The 13,890-nt window shown below is 40.1% G+C and carries 15 protein-coding genes and 3 pseudogenes; 12 read left to right on the top strand and 6 right to left on the bottom strand.

Annotated elements, in window-relative coordinates:
* Nucleotides 1-6: 6 nt before the first annotated feature.
* Nucleotides 7-342, bottom strand: coding sequence for a c-type cytochrome (locus tag KA717_36590; GenBank protein ID UXE60900.1), 336 nt, complete (start codon nucleotides 340-342; stop codon nucleotides 7-9).
* Nucleotides 343-536: 194 nt separating this feature from the next.
* Between KA717_36590 and KA717_36595 the strand changes: the two genes are divergently transcribed.
* Nucleotides 537-845, top strand: coding sequence for a DUF2470 domain-containing protein (locus KA717_36595; protein UXE60901.1), 309 nt, complete (start codon nucleotides 537-539; stop codon nucleotides 843-845).
* A 192-nt stretch (nucleotides 846-1,037) separates the two neighbouring features.
* Nucleotides 1,038-1,289 carry a hypothetical protein gene (locus KA717_36600; protein UXE60902.1) on the top strand — a complete coding sequence of 84 codons (252 nt, stop codon included), beginning with the start codon at nucleotides 1,038-1,040 and terminating at the stop codon, nucleotides 1,287-1,289.
* A gap of 187 nt (nucleotides 1,290-1,476) precedes the next feature.
* On the opposite strand, the pseudogene KA717_36605 reads toward KA717_36600, so the two are convergent.
* Nucleotides 1,477-1,770: pseudogene (locus KA717_36605) on the bottom strand (AAC(3)-I family aminoglycoside 3-N-acetyltransferase).
* Between the two features lie 87 nt (nucleotides 1,771-1,857).
* On the opposite strand from KA717_36605, the gene KA717_36610 reads away from it, so the two are divergent.
* Entirely contained in the window at nucleotides 1,858-2,814 is a 957-nt protein-coding gene (locus KA717_36610) for a transposase (GenBank protein ID UXE60903.1), read from the top strand.
* Between the two features lie 280 nt (nucleotides 2,815-3,094).
* Nucleotides 3,095-4,249, top strand: coding sequence for an ISL3 family transposase (locus tag KA717_36615; protein ID UXE60904.1), 1,155 nt, complete (start codon nucleotides 3,095-3,097; stop codon nucleotides 4,247-4,249).
* 62 nt (nucleotides 4,250-4,311) lie between these two features.
* Here KA717_36615 and KA717_36620 read toward each other — a convergent pair whose 3' ends face one another.
* On the bottom strand, nucleotides 4,312-5,001 hold the full coding sequence (locus tag KA717_36620) for an SDR family oxidoreductase (GenBank protein UXE60905.1): 690 nt from the start codon (nucleotides 4,999-5,001) through the stop codon (nucleotides 4,312-4,314).
* A gap of 399 nt (nucleotides 5,002-5,400) precedes the next feature.
* Between KA717_36620 and KA717_36625 the strand changes: the two genes are divergently transcribed.
* Complete coding sequence (locus tag KA717_36625; protein UXE60906.1) at nucleotides 5,401-6,156, top strand: class I SAM-dependent methyltransferase; 756 nt, start codon at nucleotides 5,401-5,403, stop codon at nucleotides 6,154-6,156.
* Nucleotides 6,157-6,480: 324 nt separating this feature from the next.
* Nucleotides 6,481-6,648 carry a hypothetical protein gene (locus tag KA717_36630; protein UXE60907.1) on the top strand — a complete coding sequence of 56 codons (168 nt, stop codon included), beginning with the start codon at nucleotides 6,481-6,483 and terminating at the stop codon, nucleotides 6,646-6,648.
* Nucleotides 6,649-6,829: 181 nt separating this feature from the next.
* Here the strand turns inward: KA717_36630 and KA717_36635 are convergent.
* A pseudogene (locus KA717_36635) lies at nucleotides 6,830-7,081 on the bottom strand (ISAzo13 family transposase).
* Nucleotides 7,082-7,319: 238 nt separating this feature from the next.
* Nucleotides 7,320-8,657, bottom strand: a pseudogene (locus KA717_36640) (IS5 family transposase).
* 135 nt (nucleotides 8,658-8,792) lie between these two features.
* On the opposite strand from KA717_36640, the gene KA717_36645 reads away from it, so the two are divergent.
* From KA717_36645 to KA717_36660, 4 genes are all read left to right on the top strand, one after another.
* The gene (locus KA717_36645) at nucleotides 8,793-9,191 is read left to right on the top strand and encodes a hypothetical protein (protein ID UXE60908.1); all 399 of its coding nucleotides are present in this window, start codon (nucleotides 8,793-8,795) and stop codon (nucleotides 9,189-9,191) included.
* Between the two features lie 96 nt (nucleotides 9,192-9,287).
* Nucleotides 9,288-9,482 (top strand): transposase, encoded by a 195-nt coding sequence (locus KA717_36650; protein ID UXE60909.1) that lies wholly within the window; start codon nucleotides 9,288-9,290, stop codon nucleotides 9,480-9,482.
* A 17-nt stretch (nucleotides 9,483-9,499) separates the two neighbouring features.
* Nucleotides 9,500-10,675, top strand: a complete 1,176-nt coding sequence (locus tag KA717_36655) for an IS4 family transposase (protein ID UXE60910.1) — start codon at nucleotides 9,500-9,502, stop codon at nucleotides 10,673-10,675.
* Nucleotides 10,642-12,099, top strand: coding sequence for a hypothetical protein (locus KA717_36660; GenBank protein UXE60911.1), 1,458 nt, complete (start codon nucleotides 10,642-10,644; stop codon nucleotides 12,097-12,099). The genes KA717_36655 and KA717_36660 overlap by 34 nt, the downstream gene beginning before the upstream one ends.
* A gap of 60 nt (nucleotides 12,100-12,159) precedes the next feature.
* Here KA717_36660 and KA717_36665 read toward each other — a convergent pair whose 3' ends face one another.
* Nucleotides 12,160-12,549, bottom strand: a complete 390-nt coding sequence (locus tag KA717_36665) for a four helix bundle protein (protein UXE60912.1) — start codon at nucleotides 12,547-12,549, stop codon at nucleotides 12,160-12,162.
* Nucleotides 12,550-13,130: 581 nt separating this feature from the next.
* Between KA717_36665 and KA717_36670 the strand changes: the two genes are divergently transcribed.
* Nucleotides 13,131-13,532, top strand: coding sequence for a hypothetical protein (locus KA717_36670; GenBank protein UXE60913.1), 402 nt, complete (start codon nucleotides 13,131-13,133; stop codon nucleotides 13,530-13,532).
* 53 nt (nucleotides 13,533-13,585) lie between these two features.
* Nucleotides 13,586-13,882: a DUF1232 domain-containing protein gene (locus tag KA717_36675; GenBank protein ID UXE60914.1), complete on the top strand. Its 297-nt coding sequence runs from the start codon at nucleotides 13,586-13,588 to the stop codon at nucleotides 13,880-13,882.
* The last annotated feature ends 8 nt before the right edge of the window (nucleotides 13,883-13,890 follow it).

The raw sequence follows: 13,890 nt of genomic DNA on the forward strand, positions 1-13,890 counted from the left end.
GAGAAACTACTTCCAACCTTTTGCCGCTTGGTCTAATACATAGGCCGCAACGTCTTGAATATCTTTTTCGCTAATTTGTCCTCCAAATTTAGGCATAGCAGCTTTGCCATTGGTTACTTGAGCAATGATGGCTTCGGGGGTATCCATTCCATATTTGGTCAGATCTGCTTGTTTTAACGTTTTTTGAGGATTGACCGCATTGTTCCCGCCCATGTGACAAGCAGCACATTTATTGCTAAAAATTGCGGCTCCATTGGCGAGATCGGCAGCTAGGGCAGGACGGGGTAATGCGAGTCCAACTAAGGCAACTAGTAGTACTAGGATGGCAAAAATTCTTTTCATGAGTCTCTCCTAACAAGGTTAATCGGTTTACACCTTTGCTCATCGTTAATAAAAGCTCATTTTTTGTCAAACGACATTCTGTCAAACAACTCAGATGATTTTAAAGACAAAAAGGGGCGAGCATTAACATCCCTTGATTGGCCCCCTGTTGTTTAGAATGGTTGAACGTTTAATTTTGTTCTATGAGGCTTGTTATGGCTGACCCCCTTACTCCGACGATTAGTGATCGCATTTGTAAACATATGAATGAAGATCATGCTGAGGCTGTTGTTCTTTATGCCCAGGTCTTCGGCGATCGCCCCCAAACTGAAAAGGCCCAAATGGTGGCTGTCGATCCCCAGGGAATGGATCTGAGTATTGAGGTTCAAGAAACAATGGAAATGCTCAGAATTCCCTTTGATCACGTTTTACAGGATTCGGAAGATGCCCATCAAACTCTGATTGCCATGGTCAGACAGGCCAGAACTCGGCCCTTGCAAAACGAGAAACAGGCAACGCATTGAGTTTTTTCTCCACAGTTCCACTAATTTCACCAAAATAACCCAAATTGGTAGTGATTCGGTCTTAGTGGCGGCCTGAAAAGCGGCGTTGCTAAGTGCCGATTCATTAACTTTATGCTCAATGCTTTGGCGTTCAGTCACGTTTATTAGAGAATAGAGAATATTATCACTACGGCCAATGAGCGAGATCTAACCATGAAATCTAAAATTATTGTTTTTTTACTTTTGATCACTGCCATAATAGGCTGTGGCAATGCTTCTGATGACAAAGATCAAGATCAAGATAAAACTCCCTTACCTTCTTCTAGCACTAATTATGATGATAATGGGGGTAAAAATTCTTCTCCTGATGTAAAGAATCAAGAGGAAGAAAATGATAATAACAAAGACAAGAAACACAAAGAAAAAAAGGACAAAGACGAAAAGGATAAAGATGATAACGACTAATTTGCTTTACCATGCCTAAAATTTCTAACTGTGATCACTGCTCTAGAGAGTGTAAATTAGCAAGAGATAAGTTTTGTGGCTATTAACATCGAAGTTGCAGACCAGTTCGGAAAATTGATTGCTAAAGCCGACTATGGAGCCGCGCACGTCTTTCTCACAAAAGAGGTACAGGAAGTTTACTCGCCAGTCGATGCTCTGCTGCAACAGCTAGATCGTAAATATAAATTTCACTTCGTTCTTGCTCAAACTTCTGGAGTTCGTAAGCGACGAGACCTCCAACTACTGATCCATTTTTTAACGCTGCAAGTGCGATGAAATAATGGCTACTTAGTAAACGCTTGAGATAGGTATGGCTTGGACGAGACGAGCTATACCTATCAACTTCTTCAAAAGCTTCACCGAAGACAGCCAATAATTCTTCCATAAGTGCCAAGTCTTTGGCTGAAAGCTGGCAAATACTAAATGGTTCAAAAGATATCATTAGACATCTCCATAATACTATAAAATCGACAAATATGCTATAATCATAGAAATTTAGACAGGAGTAACTATGCCTGAATACATCTATATGTGGGCTTATATTCAAAAACAGCCTCAAGAAACAAAGAGGTTGTTAGGAATAGAGTACCCAAAATTATTAGAGCTTATAACCTATGGCAAATTACTTAAAAAAGAATTTGAAGAAAGCAAAACCACACTGATTAAAGCAGGTGGTGGAAATAAACCGAAATTATCAGAGGAGGAGCAAATAGTTTTAATGCTAGTTTACTTAAGGCATTATCCGACCTTTCAGCTACTAGGAATAATGTTTGAAATAAGTGAATCGTCTGCCCATAATATATTCAATTATTGGCAGTCACTATTCGGAGAAAATTTACCAGCAAGTCTATTTGAACAACTAAAAAAGTTGCCAGAAGAAATAGAAAAAGTTAAAGAGGAGCTAATCCAACATGAACTAATAGTGGATGCGACAGAACAACCAGTAGAAAGACCTTTAGGGCAGGAGGCACAAAAACCATACTACTCAGGTAAACAAAAAAGGCATACCTCAAAAAGCCAAATAATCATTTGCCCAAAAATCAAGGAGATTGTGGATGTTGTGATAGGAGAAATAGGTTCAAAGAGCGATGTACAAATATTACGTCAAAGATTGGCTAAATTCCATCAAGAACAAGGCTTTCTAGGTGATAAAGCCTACGAGGGAGAATTCCAATTAACAACACCAAAAAAGAAACCAAAGGGGCGAGAATTAAGCAAAGAAGAAAAAGAAAGAAATAGTTGGTTATCGTCTCGACGAGTAGTGGTTGAACATATGATTCGATTGCTCAAAGTATTCAAAGTGATGCAAGAAAAATTTAGACTAAGAAAGGGAAGATATAAGTCATTAATCTCAACAGTATGTGGATTGGTGAGACTAAGGATAAATGCGCTGATATTAAGCATTATAAAATGTAGCGAATCAGGGCAGGTAATTGAGGTAAAGATGAGTCATTGTTTTTTGCCAGAATTGAATTTGGAGGTCTGAAAGCCCTGTAAACTCGTCTATGTACCAAGAAGTCTACTGAGTCTAGATTTAGCTACACTGCTTGCTAGACTAGGCTTTCCAGTTTTTGGAGATGTCTATTGGGAAAATTACTCCAGATTGTGTGTTAAGTCAATCCTGATCGCATTAACAATCTATCTTCTAAAGTCGATCGCTATTACTGTGAGTCTTGATTTCTCGGCAATATTTGTAACCTGTATCGGTTCTTCTGGCTTTGCGGTAGAAGATGTATAATAAGATACACTATATGAGGACGACATCAATGTTATTTTTTCTGGAAAATCTTCTGAATTTACCAAAAGTAAACATAAGAAATGTGATTCAAGAGGGAAAACAAGCGTTTTTAATACTGAGTTGTCAAGAGGAAGAAGTCAAATGTAATTATTGTGGTAGCTTAACGGATGAATTACATCAGACGAACAGTGTATTAGTAAGGGACTTGTCTATCTCTGGTCAAATGGTATATCTGAAAGTCCCTCGTCGTAAATTTTACTGTAAAGATTGTCAAAGGTTTTTTACAGAAAATCTAGAATTTATGGAAGCCCGTAGGAAATACACAGTGAGGTATGAAGAATATATTTATGGACGAGTAAATGTGAGCAGTGTGGAACAAGTAGGTAGAGAGGAATCTCTATCATGGGATCAAGTGAATGGAATTTACCAACGTCAATGTGAAGCTAAAAAAAAAGATTGGCAAGGAGTAAAACACCTCGGGATGGATGAAATAGCGAAACGAAAAGGTCATCAGAATTTTGTAACAGTGTTAGGAGATATAGAGAAAGGAGAATTAATAGAAGTGATAGATAGTCATCAACAAGATAAAATCATCGAAGTGCTGATGGAGAAAGAATTAGAGGTGAGGGAAGGAGTAGAACAAGTGAGTGTAGATATGTGGGGAGGATTTCCTAAAGTAATAGAAAAAGTATTTCCGAATGCAGTAATTGTAACAGATAGATTTCATGTAATGAAGGCGTTGAATGAAGAATTGAATAAAATCCGTAAACAGACAAAATTGAATGTAAAAATCAAGGGAGAAAAGTGGCTATTATTAAAAAATAAAGAAGACCTAAAAGAGGAAGAGTTAGAAAAACTAGAATTGGTGTTAAAGCAATCTGCTCGTTTGCGTAAAGCGTATGAATATAAAGAGTCATTTAGAGAGATATATGAAAAAGTAAATGATAAGGAAGAAGGAAGATTAAAATTTACAGAATGGTTAGAGAATGCAAAGAGCATTTATACAGATGTAATTAGCACAATTCGTAGGAATTTGGACTCTATTTGTAACTACTTTTTGAGTCGAACGACGAATGGGGCAATGGAAGGCATCAATAATCGTCTTAAACTAATCAAGCGTCAAGCTTATGGATTTATGAACTTTGATAATATGCGAAATCGTTTTTTAGCTTGCTTTTCATGATAAGCTTTAATTATCACTCTTTGTTCAGGAGAACCCCTGTATCTGCTTGAAATATTTCTTAATCAACCTTTCTGATACATATTTATCTCCCCAATATCCACAGCGTTTGAAAGTGTTAAAATCCATTCAATTGAAGAAATTATGTCTGTAAGTGGAATTGGAACTTGTGCTGTAAATCTACCCTCTTCGATATCTGCCACTACTTCTTCTGTAGCGATATTGCTTGGGTTAATGACCGTAATACCAATCTTGTAATCACGGAGAGCTAGCTTTAATGCCTGAGCTGCTCCTCTTAACCCAAACTTAGACGCTGTATTAGCTACCTCGATTGTTGGAGAGTTATCCAATCCTGATAGTGCGCCAATAAATATAGCTCTTGGGTTGTCAGATTTAGCAAGATTCTTGGCAAGCTGCTTGGTCAGTTCAATCGGTGCAATCGTATTTACAGCTATCACGAAGCGAGTTTCTTGATCAGAGCTTGTCATAAAGTCATATTGATCGGTAAATGCACCGTTTTCCCAAACTCCCCCCATAAACAAAAGGGCATCTACAGTTGATTCACTAATGCTACTGACAATTGATTTGATTCCTTCTGGAGTGGAAATATCCGCTTGAATCCATTTTCCTGCAATAGGCTGACCTCTAGAAATCGAGAACACAGAATCACCTTTTTTGGTAAAGTGCTGTGCTACGGCTGCACCAATCCCACGACTAGCTCCTACCACAACAATTTTTCTTTTTTCAGATTCCATATCTAACTCTTGAAGTATGCACTTTCTGAGATCTAGCTCAAAGTTCTAACGCAGTTATGGTTTAATTATTCTACTGATGACAAAGTACCATAGATTTATACTTTGGGTCAAGTGAGATAGATTACCTCAATTATCTATCTGCTAAAGGGGTTTGGTGTAGGCGATCGCTATTACTGTGAGTCGTGATTTCAAGGTGATCGCCTCAATTATCTATCTGCTAAAGGGTTTGCTGAAGGCGATCGCTATTACTGTGAGTCGTGATTTTTAGGCGATTAATGGTTTGCGAAGGATGATCGCTGTTTAATTTTTTCGTGAGGTAGCGATCACCTATAAACTTGACATTACTGGGAGGATCGACTGTAAGATTAGCAAAAATCTAAATCAGAATGAAAGAACTAAATGAGTGTAGATTCGCAAACCGAGTACATTGACGCTTTGATTGACTTACATCGAGGGATTGAACGGAAAGGACCTGGCGACAATGCTTTCTCACTCAATATTTTGAGCAACCTCTCTACTTTACCTCCCCATCCGCAGATAGCCGATCTGGGATGCGGGAGTGGTGCTGGCGCGTTGCTACTTGCACAATATTATCAAAGCCCTGTTATGGCGGTAGATTTTGCATTGGGTTTTATTGATGAACTCAAGATTCGTGCGAAACAATGTGAACTGGAGCATCTGATCAAGCCGATTCATGGTGACATGGCAAAGCTCGATTGGGCAGATGGTTCGATTGATTTACTTTGGTCTGAAGGGGCTGCTTATAATCTTGGGTTTGAGCAAGCTTTGGCAATCTGGCGATCGCTGCTTACAAACACAGGCATTGCGGTTATATCGGAAATGAGTTGGTTTGCCGATCATGTACCAGAACCTGCTGCTTTGTACTGGCAAAATGCCTATCCGATGATTGCTAACGAGGCAGAGAATAGCGATCGGGCGCATCGTTCTGGCTTTAAGGTGATTTCTACGCATCGGCTTCCAAGTCAGGCTTGGTGGAAAAATTATTACGAACCACTGCGCGAACGGATGAGTCAGGTGGAAATTTCACCCGTCATTCAATTAGTTATCGATGAAATTGAAGAGGAGATGAACCTATTTGAGAGATTTAGCGACTTTTATGGATATACGTTCTATGTGCTACAAGTACGACAGTGATTGTATTTGTAGCAATCTGCCCTTAAAAAGGCATAATCCCACGAACGTAATAATCCAAGAAAATACGGCTATTTTGTGGCGATCGCGATAATAATCTGTCGTCTGAGCCGATCGCTATTACTGTGATTCATAATTTCTAGGCGATCGCACCAACAATCTATCTCCTAAAGGTGATCGGTATTAATGTGAGTCGTGATTTCTAGGCGATCGCTTCAACAATCTATTTTCTAAAGGTGATCGCTATTACTATGAGTCGTGGTTTTTAGGCGATCACCTTAATTGTCTTTCTACTAAAGGGTTTGCGGCATTGCGATCGCTATTACTGTGAGTCGTGATTTCAAGGTGATCGCCTCAATTATCTATCTGCTAAAGGGTTTGCTGAAGGCGATCGCTATTACTGTGAGTCGTGATTTCAAGGTGATCGCCTCAATTATCTATCTGCTAAAGGGTTTGCTGAAGGCGATCGCTATTACTGTGAGTCGTGATTTTTAGGCGATCGCATTAACAATATATCTCCTCAAGGCGATCGCTATTACTATGAGTCTTGATTTCTCGGCAATATTTGTAACCTGTATCTGCTTGAAATATTTCTTAAGAGAACACCAGAAAAAAGATGATCCAATGATTATAGCGGTTTGGCAAAGATTTCCACAAACCATTTTTTGAGGCTAGGAAGGCGATTAATCCGTGCTTCAACCTTTTCCATCCCAGCCTTGCTCAGCTTCACTCCTGTCTCATAAACTTTTTCTATCAGTTTCACTACAGGATTTTGACCCCTGAATGTTAGCGTTTTAGCAAAATTAAGCACGGTTTCAACCGTATCCAGTAAACTCCCATTCCAATGTTTTTCTAACCAACCAAAACAACGCTCTATCGGATTATACTTGCTGTGATACGGCGGATAATAAGTCAATTGTATATCTAGGGCTTGCTGAAAAAGTCAAAAAACGAAAGAAATGTGGGTTAGGGAAGTATGGACTGAAAAAGCATAGATAACTTATCCTTATGGAAACAAATCAAAATACAGATTTTGTTTAATCTATTGTTCCTTTCTGCCTAAAAAGGTCAACACAAATCACTCCTCACAAAAGAGAGGAAAATTAACACCATTTTTCACAAGAAAAACGACTCTACAACTTTTTACTTTTTGTTTTCTTTTTTGTCTTCTGAAGTAGAGTAGAAAGATTCATTACCAAAAAGTTCATCGCAATTACCGTTTCCGAGGTCTCAGGTAGTTTGGCCATCACTCGACCAAGACTAAATTTCCTCTTTCCCTGTCCGAATTTACCCTCAATGGCATTACGCACTCTTTCATCTGAGCGTGCCTCTTTCTTTTTTTCTTTGCTCACCTCTTTCGGCGGTCTTCCCAATCGGGGACCACTCATTCTTATATCCCTTTCTTTACAATAAGCTCGATTCGCTTTTGTTCGATAGATTTTATCCACATGAACCGATTCCGGATAACATCCTGTTTCCCTTTTATATTCTTCTATTCGCGCTTGTAAATCTCCCGATTCGTTGTAATTATCCCAACTTAATTTGTCTAAGAAGACAAAGCCATTCACATTACTTGCCGATATTTTAGCTCCAAACTCTACTGCTTTTCCCGCTTTTCCACGCACTATTGGACGCACGTGAGGTTGGCTTACACTCACAATTCTGTTTTCTACTTTATTTGTCTTTTTTTCATACATTTCTAACTGTTGCTCATACACTTTTCCTATCGTTACAAGCTCTTCTTGCTCTTTTTTCGTTAGTTTTTCTAACTTTGCTCCCTCTTCTATCATTTTTTCTATATGAGACAAGTTTCTTTTTATATATCCTAGTTGTTTTTTTGTTCCTTTTCTTCTTTCTTTTTTTGACACACGACGTTTTTTTGCTATGGCTAAGTACTCTTTTCTTGCCACTTCCCTATAAGTCCTCGGCTTTTCTTTCCTTTTCTCTTTTATTTCTTCATACAGCTTATCTATTATTTTTTCTGTTTTTTCTCTGGCATCATTCAATATTCCTATATCCGTTGGATATTTTATATCTGCTGGTGTACAAGTCGCATCTAACAATAACTTTCCTTCATTTTCTTTTTTTTCTGACGCTACACCCGTCGCTTTTTTTTCTATTTCTTTATTAATTTTATTTATTAATTCCATTCCTATTTTTTTACGAAAATGAACCATCATTGACGCATTAAATGCTTCTTTGCTACTATAGCTTTCCATTCCTATAAAGTACTGTAAATAAGGGTTCTCTTTTATTTGTTCTACTGTTTCTCTGTCACTTTTTCCTGAAATTTCTTTGATAATTAATGCTCCTAATGCCATTCTAAATGATTTGGCTGGGGCTCCTTTTTTTTCTGTGAAGTTTTTTGCATATTCTTCCTCATATTCTTCCCAGGGAATCATTTTTGACATTTCTATCCAACGATTTTCTTCGTCTAACTGCCCGCCGAACAGATTTTTCAAGTTTTCTGGTGTTTCAATTGAGTACTGTTGCTTTCGGTACATCTGCTTTCTCTCTTCTTAATGCAATGGTTTTGAGGCATTCTACCCTATTTTCGTGCATTCTAGCGGTTCTTAATTCGCCTACTATTTTTCTCCGTAAAGGTTTCAGCTTTTTTCAGCAAGCCCTATTTACCGGAAGTGTTATCCGAAGCCTTAGAAGCTGCCAGAGGAGCCATTGGATTCAACGGTGCAGAGGCATTAATAGAGTTCGCTCCTCATGTACCTGAAGTGTTATCCGAAGCTTTAGCACTTACTAGAGGCATTGGGGATAAGTCCAAGCGTGCAAAGGTATTGGGAAGGCTAGCTCCCTATTTACCGGAAAGTTTGTTACCTGAAGCCTTAGAAATTGCCAGAGCCATTGGGAATGAATACTACCGTGAAGAGGCATTGACAAGGTTAGTTCCTCATTTACCGGAAAGTTTGTTACCTGAGCTGACTTTTCCCGTTAAGTCCAAAATCCAGCAATGCAAACTTCTAGAGGCTTTATCTGGCAAGGGTTTGAGTAATGATTCTCTTGACAGGAAAAAAATATTCTGAAGCCATCATCCCGCTTATCGTTCAAATTTCAAAAACAAAGGATGAAGGGAGTATGAGACTGTAAAATGGAGAAAATCTTAAAGGGCAGGTCAAAAAATGTTGGAATGGTGGACAAAAAACTTTGCCAGTTGTGAATTGGGAGACGAGAGGCTAAACAATCGTGCCTTCTCGATTGGGAAAAAGTTAAGTGAGGGGTTTGGAAAAGCCTTATCAGAAGTGTTTAAGGGAGGAAACGAGTTAAAGAGGGCCTATGAATTTTTGGGAATCCGAAAACAGACTTTGTCAAGATAATAGAGCCGCACTGTGAAATGACAACTGCCGCCGTAGAAGAATATAAGATAATGCTATCAGTCGGAGATACGACCTTCTTAGATTATCGCAATATCAAGGAAAAAAGGGAAGGGTATGGGCCGACTGGAAAAGGAGGGAATGGATTAATACTGCATAGTGCTTTAGCAATTGAGCCAGAAAAAGGACAAGTATTAGGTTTATTATGGCAAAAACTGTGGAATAGGGAGGTAAAAGAAAAGCCCCCAACAGATGAAACGGCGAAGCAGAAAAAAGAAAGACAGAAAGAACAAAGAAAAGCAGCTCGTCAAAGACCATTTGAGGAAAAAGAATCCTACAAATGGGTAGAGGCTCTAAACACCTGTGAGAAACAGGTAGAAAGTTCAACGAGGGTAATTCATGTATTTGACAGAGAAGGAGATGTTTCAGAAGTCTTTGACTCAGTGCGTCAACTCAAGCATACAGGAGTGCTGGTCAGAGCGTCTCATAATCGTAGTTTAGACAAAAATAGTGAACGACTTTGGCAACATTTGGAATCAGAACCGATTCGTTTTCATCAAGAAATCGAGATTCCGAGTACAGGAAAAAGAAAAGCACGGAAGGTTAAGCTTGCCGTCCGATTTTGCTCAGTTAATCTACGAACTCCCTATCGTTTTGATAATCGTGACCCGTTGAATGTCTATGCTGTTTATGCGACAGAAATCGATTGTCCCGAAGGCGAAACTCCTTTATCTTGGATGCTTCTGACTACAGAAGTTGTTGAGACTATTGAGATGGCTGTCACTATTCTTCGTTGGTACACCTACCGATGGCGGGTTGAAGAATTTCATAAAGTCCTTAAGTCTGGTTGTCAGAGTGAGCGTTATCGACTTGCCTCTGATGGAATGAAAACTCTTTTGGGTTTTTTAAGTGTCATTGCTGTTGAACTTTTACACGTTACTTATCTTCATCGTACCCAGCCCGATGCTCTCGCGATTGAAATTCTTAATCCTCTTCAACTTCAGGTGTTAAAAGCAGCCGCCTCTCAAAAACTTCCCCCTATTTTGACTGTTGCTTGGGCTGTCGAGTCTGTTGCTTTTCTTGGTGGTTATCTTGAACATCGTCGTAAAACTCCTCTCGGTATCCAAGTCCTTTGGCGCGGTTGGTTGAAGTTGCATGACCTTTGCCAAGGCTGGCAGCTTGCAATCCGCACTTAACGGGAAAAGTCAGGTTACCTGAGGCCTTAGAAATTGCCAGAGCCATTGTGCATGAATCCGACCGTGTAAAGGCATTGACAGGGTTAGCTCCCTATTTACCGGAAAGTTTGTTACCTGAAGCCTTAGAAATTGCCAGAGCCATTGGGAATGAATACTACCGTGAAGAGGCATTGACAAGGTTAGTTCCTCATTTACCGGAAAGTTTGTTACCTGAGGCCTTAGAAATTGCCAGAGCCATTGTGCATGAATCCGACCGTGTAAAGGCATTGACAGGGTTAGCTCCCCATTTACCAGAAAGTTTGTTACATGAAGCCTTAGAAATTGCCAGAGCCATTGGGAATGAATACTACCGTGAAGAGGCATTGACAAGGTTAGTTCCTCATTTACCGGAAAGTTTGTTACCTGAAGCCTTAGAAATTGCCAGAGCGATTGGGAATGAATCCGACCGTATAAAGGTATTGACAGGGTTAGCTCCCTATTTGCCTGAAGTGTTACCCGAAGCCTTAGAAATTGCCAGAGCGATTGGGAATGAATCCGACCGTATAAAGGTATTGACAGGGTTAGCTCCCTATTTGCCTGAAGTGTTACCCGAAGCCTTAGAAATTGTCAAAGCTCTTGGGAATGAAAATTACTATGCAGAAGTATTGACAGGGTTAGCCCCTCATTTACCAGAAAGTTTGTTACCTGAAGCCTTAGAAATTGCCAAAGCTCTTGGGGATAAATCCGACCGTGTAAAGGTATTGAAAGGGTTAGCACCCCATTTGCCAGAAAGCTTGTTACCCGAAGCCTTAGAAATTGCCAGAGCGATTTGGTCTGCATCCGACTGTGCAGAGGTGTTGACAGGATTATCTCCCTATTTGCCAAAAAGTTTGTTACCCGAAGCCTTAGAAATTGCCAGAGCCATTGGGAATCAAGGATACCGTGTAAAGGCATTGACCGGGTTAGCTCCCTATTTACCAGAAAATTTGTTACCCGAAGCTTTAAAAGTTGCTGGAGCGATTGGGAATGAATACTATCGTGCTAAGGCATTGACCGGGTTAGCTCCCCATTTACCAGAAAATTTGTTACCCGAAGTCTTAGCAGTTGCTAGAGCCATTGGGGACAAAGACAAATGTGCTAAGGCATTGACCGGGTTAGCTCCCCATTTACCGGAAGTGTTACCCGAAGCCTTAGAAATCGCCAGAGCTATTGGGCGTGAATCCGACCGTGCAGGGGCATTACAAGTATTGACTAAGGTGTTAACGCCTGCCAATGTTGACCTATCCTTCTGGGAAAAAACCCTTCATGCTTTGGGTACTCTCACTCGTCCTTCTTTCCTCGAAACTATTCCCAACTTAGTCCCTTTAATCCTTCATTTTGGTGGAGTGGTCGCCTTAAGAGAAGTCCATCAAGGGATTAGAGAAGTTAGTCGCTGGTGGAGGTGATGAGTGTGGGAGGTGTGGGAAGGGAGGGGGGTGTGGGGAGTGTGGGAGGTGTGGGAGGGATTAGTCGAGGAGCCAATCGTCTGGGTGGGTAATCATCTTTACTAAACCACTCAGGACTTGATTATAAGTCCCGTAAAGATCCCTCCCTTGTTCAACCGTGAGATACTGACATTTCACAGCAAACTTTAACCAAACTTGAGTTTCCGCCGCCTCCGCCTCACAATCATTCAATTTAGCGACAAATGCCGCTTTATATCTTCTTTTTCTCCAAGCCTCAGCTAGATTAGCGCAGACTGAGCGAGAAGAGCGACGAATTTGGTCAGTTAATGAATATTTCTCTTCAACTGGGAACTTTTTAGAAAATTCAAAAATTTGCATCGCCATCTCAAACGCCAATTGATAAATGGCTAAATCCTCGTGAGTCCTAAAATACTTTTTCTCCTTTTCCATCTTTTTAAATTGCGATCATTCTCCTCCCCATCTTCCCACACCTCCCCCACTTCCCCCCATAAGTCCTTTTACTTTTGTCACAGAAACAAATGATTTAACAGTGTTAAATCCCTACAGAATGGGATTGCAATCGCATTTTCAATGGACAATTATCAACTATTCATTATCAACTATCAATTTATCGGCGATCGCATTTTCACTTTGAACTATCAACTATTCATTATTAACTATCAATTATTAACTAATCGGCGATCGCAGTATTAATTCAAGATTTAGGAGTAATGTACTGTACTACCCATACCCGTCAACTTGCGAAAAAAATCGGCTGGACTGAGAACTCAACTCTAGCAAGAGTCCTCTTTTTGCCTTTAAGATGGAAATCAGAAAAATTTAGGTGTGTAGAGTTTAGTTAACTTATGCGGAATGCTATCACAGTAGTGGCTTTGCTAATTTCAATGACGGGGATTTTTGTCTCCTTAGCGAGGGAAGAACTACGCTGTAAGCTAGGGTTGAATTCTGCTGACTGTCCTCCCCTTTCATCTAGAACAACCTCCAGTCAGGAAAATCAGCCCAACTTCTCTTTGCCCAAAATCTTTAAAAACCATTCCACCACAACGGAAAATGTTAAAAACAAAGAAAAATCGGCAGAAACTCCTCAGCAATCGCCAGAAATCCCACAACTTTCGGGCATAGATACAACTAAGACAGAAGCAATGGGCAATAAGCTCCTCAAATCTGACTCAGAGGCATCGAACACTATTCAAAACGAGACTTCTCCCTTTAACTCTGGCCCCTCTAATCCTGAGCCGGTAGAAAATGCCAAGACGACTTCTGAGTATCCCAGCCAGGAAAGCAGTCAAATAGATCAAGAGAATCAAAACAACCCCAGTAATGATTCTAGTCCCGCTCAAACGCCCTCTCATCTAGCCCCCGATGGCCAACCGATCCCTGTTATTCCCCCTTCGCCAGTCACTTCTCCCTAAGCTAATCAAAAGTGCTGATAGAGTAGAGAGAGGATCCTTCGGCATTAAGTTTTATGAAAATTCCCATTCAAGCTCTATACGGGTTTTATCGCAGTGCCATTCGCAACGCCCGCTATCGTTGGTGGATCATTTTAGGAACCTTAGTCTATTTACTGAGTCCCATCGATATTTCGCCAGATATTTTTCCGATTGTCGGAGAAATTGACGATTTTATTTTGGTGACACTGATGATGTCAGAAGTTTCTCAATTAGTATTTGAGCGTTTTCGCTCCCGTTCTGAAGAAGATTCAGCCTCCACCCCCAAAACGACTCACACCATTATTGATGTGGATTCGGTTTCTGTTGACTAAATTGGCTT

This window comes from Woronichinia naegeliana WA131 (assembly GCA_025370055.1).
GTDB lineage: Bacteria > Cyanobacteriota > Cyanobacteriia > Cyanobacteriales > Microcystaceae > Woronichinia > Woronichinia naegeliana.

What these genes read in the sequence shown, in the direction of transcription:
- KA717_36590 (UXE60900.1), bottom strand. Translation starts at nt 342, where the DNA reads ATGAAAAGAATTTTTGCCATCCTAGTACTACTAGTTGCCTTAGTTGGA.
- KA717_36595 (UXE60901.1), top strand. Translation starts at nt 537, where the DNA reads ATGGCTGACCCCCTTACTCCGACGATTAGTGATCGCATTTGTAAACAT.
- KA717_36600 (UXE60902.1), top strand. Translation starts at nt 1,038, where the DNA reads ATGAAATCTAAAATTATTGTTTTTTTACTTTTGATCACTGCCATAATA.
- KA717_36610 (UXE60903.1), top strand. Translation starts at nt 1,858, where the DNA reads ATGTGGGCTTATATTCAAAAACAGCCTCAAGAAACAAAGAGGTTGTTA.
- KA717_36615 (UXE60904.1), top strand. Translation starts at nt 3,095, where the DNA reads ATGTTATTTTTTCTGGAAAATCTTCTGAATTTACCAAAAGTAAACATA.
- KA717_36620 (UXE60905.1), bottom strand. Translation starts at nt 5,001, where the DNA reads ATGGAATCTGAAAAAAGAAAAATTGTTGTGGTAGGAGCTAGTCGTGGG.
- KA717_36625 (UXE60906.1), top strand. Translation starts at nt 5,401, where the DNA reads ATGAGTGTAGATTCGCAAACCGAGTACATTGACGCTTTGATTGACTTA.
- KA717_36650 (UXE60909.1), top strand. Translation starts at nt 9,288, where the DNA reads ATGTTGGAATGGTGGACAAAAAACTTTGCCAGTTGTGAATTGGGAGAC.
- KA717_36655 (UXE60910.1), top strand. Translation starts at nt 9,500, where the DNA reads ATGACAACTGCCGCCGTAGAAGAATATAAGATAATGCTATCAGTCGGA.
- KA717_36665 (UXE60912.1), bottom strand. Translation starts at nt 12,549, where the DNA reads ATGGAAAAGGAGAAAAAGTATTTTAGGACTCACGAGGATTTAGCCATT.
- KA717_36675 (UXE60914.1), top strand. Translation starts at nt 13,586, where the DNA reads ATGAAAATTCCCATTCAAGCTCTATACGGGTTTTATCGCAGTGCCATT.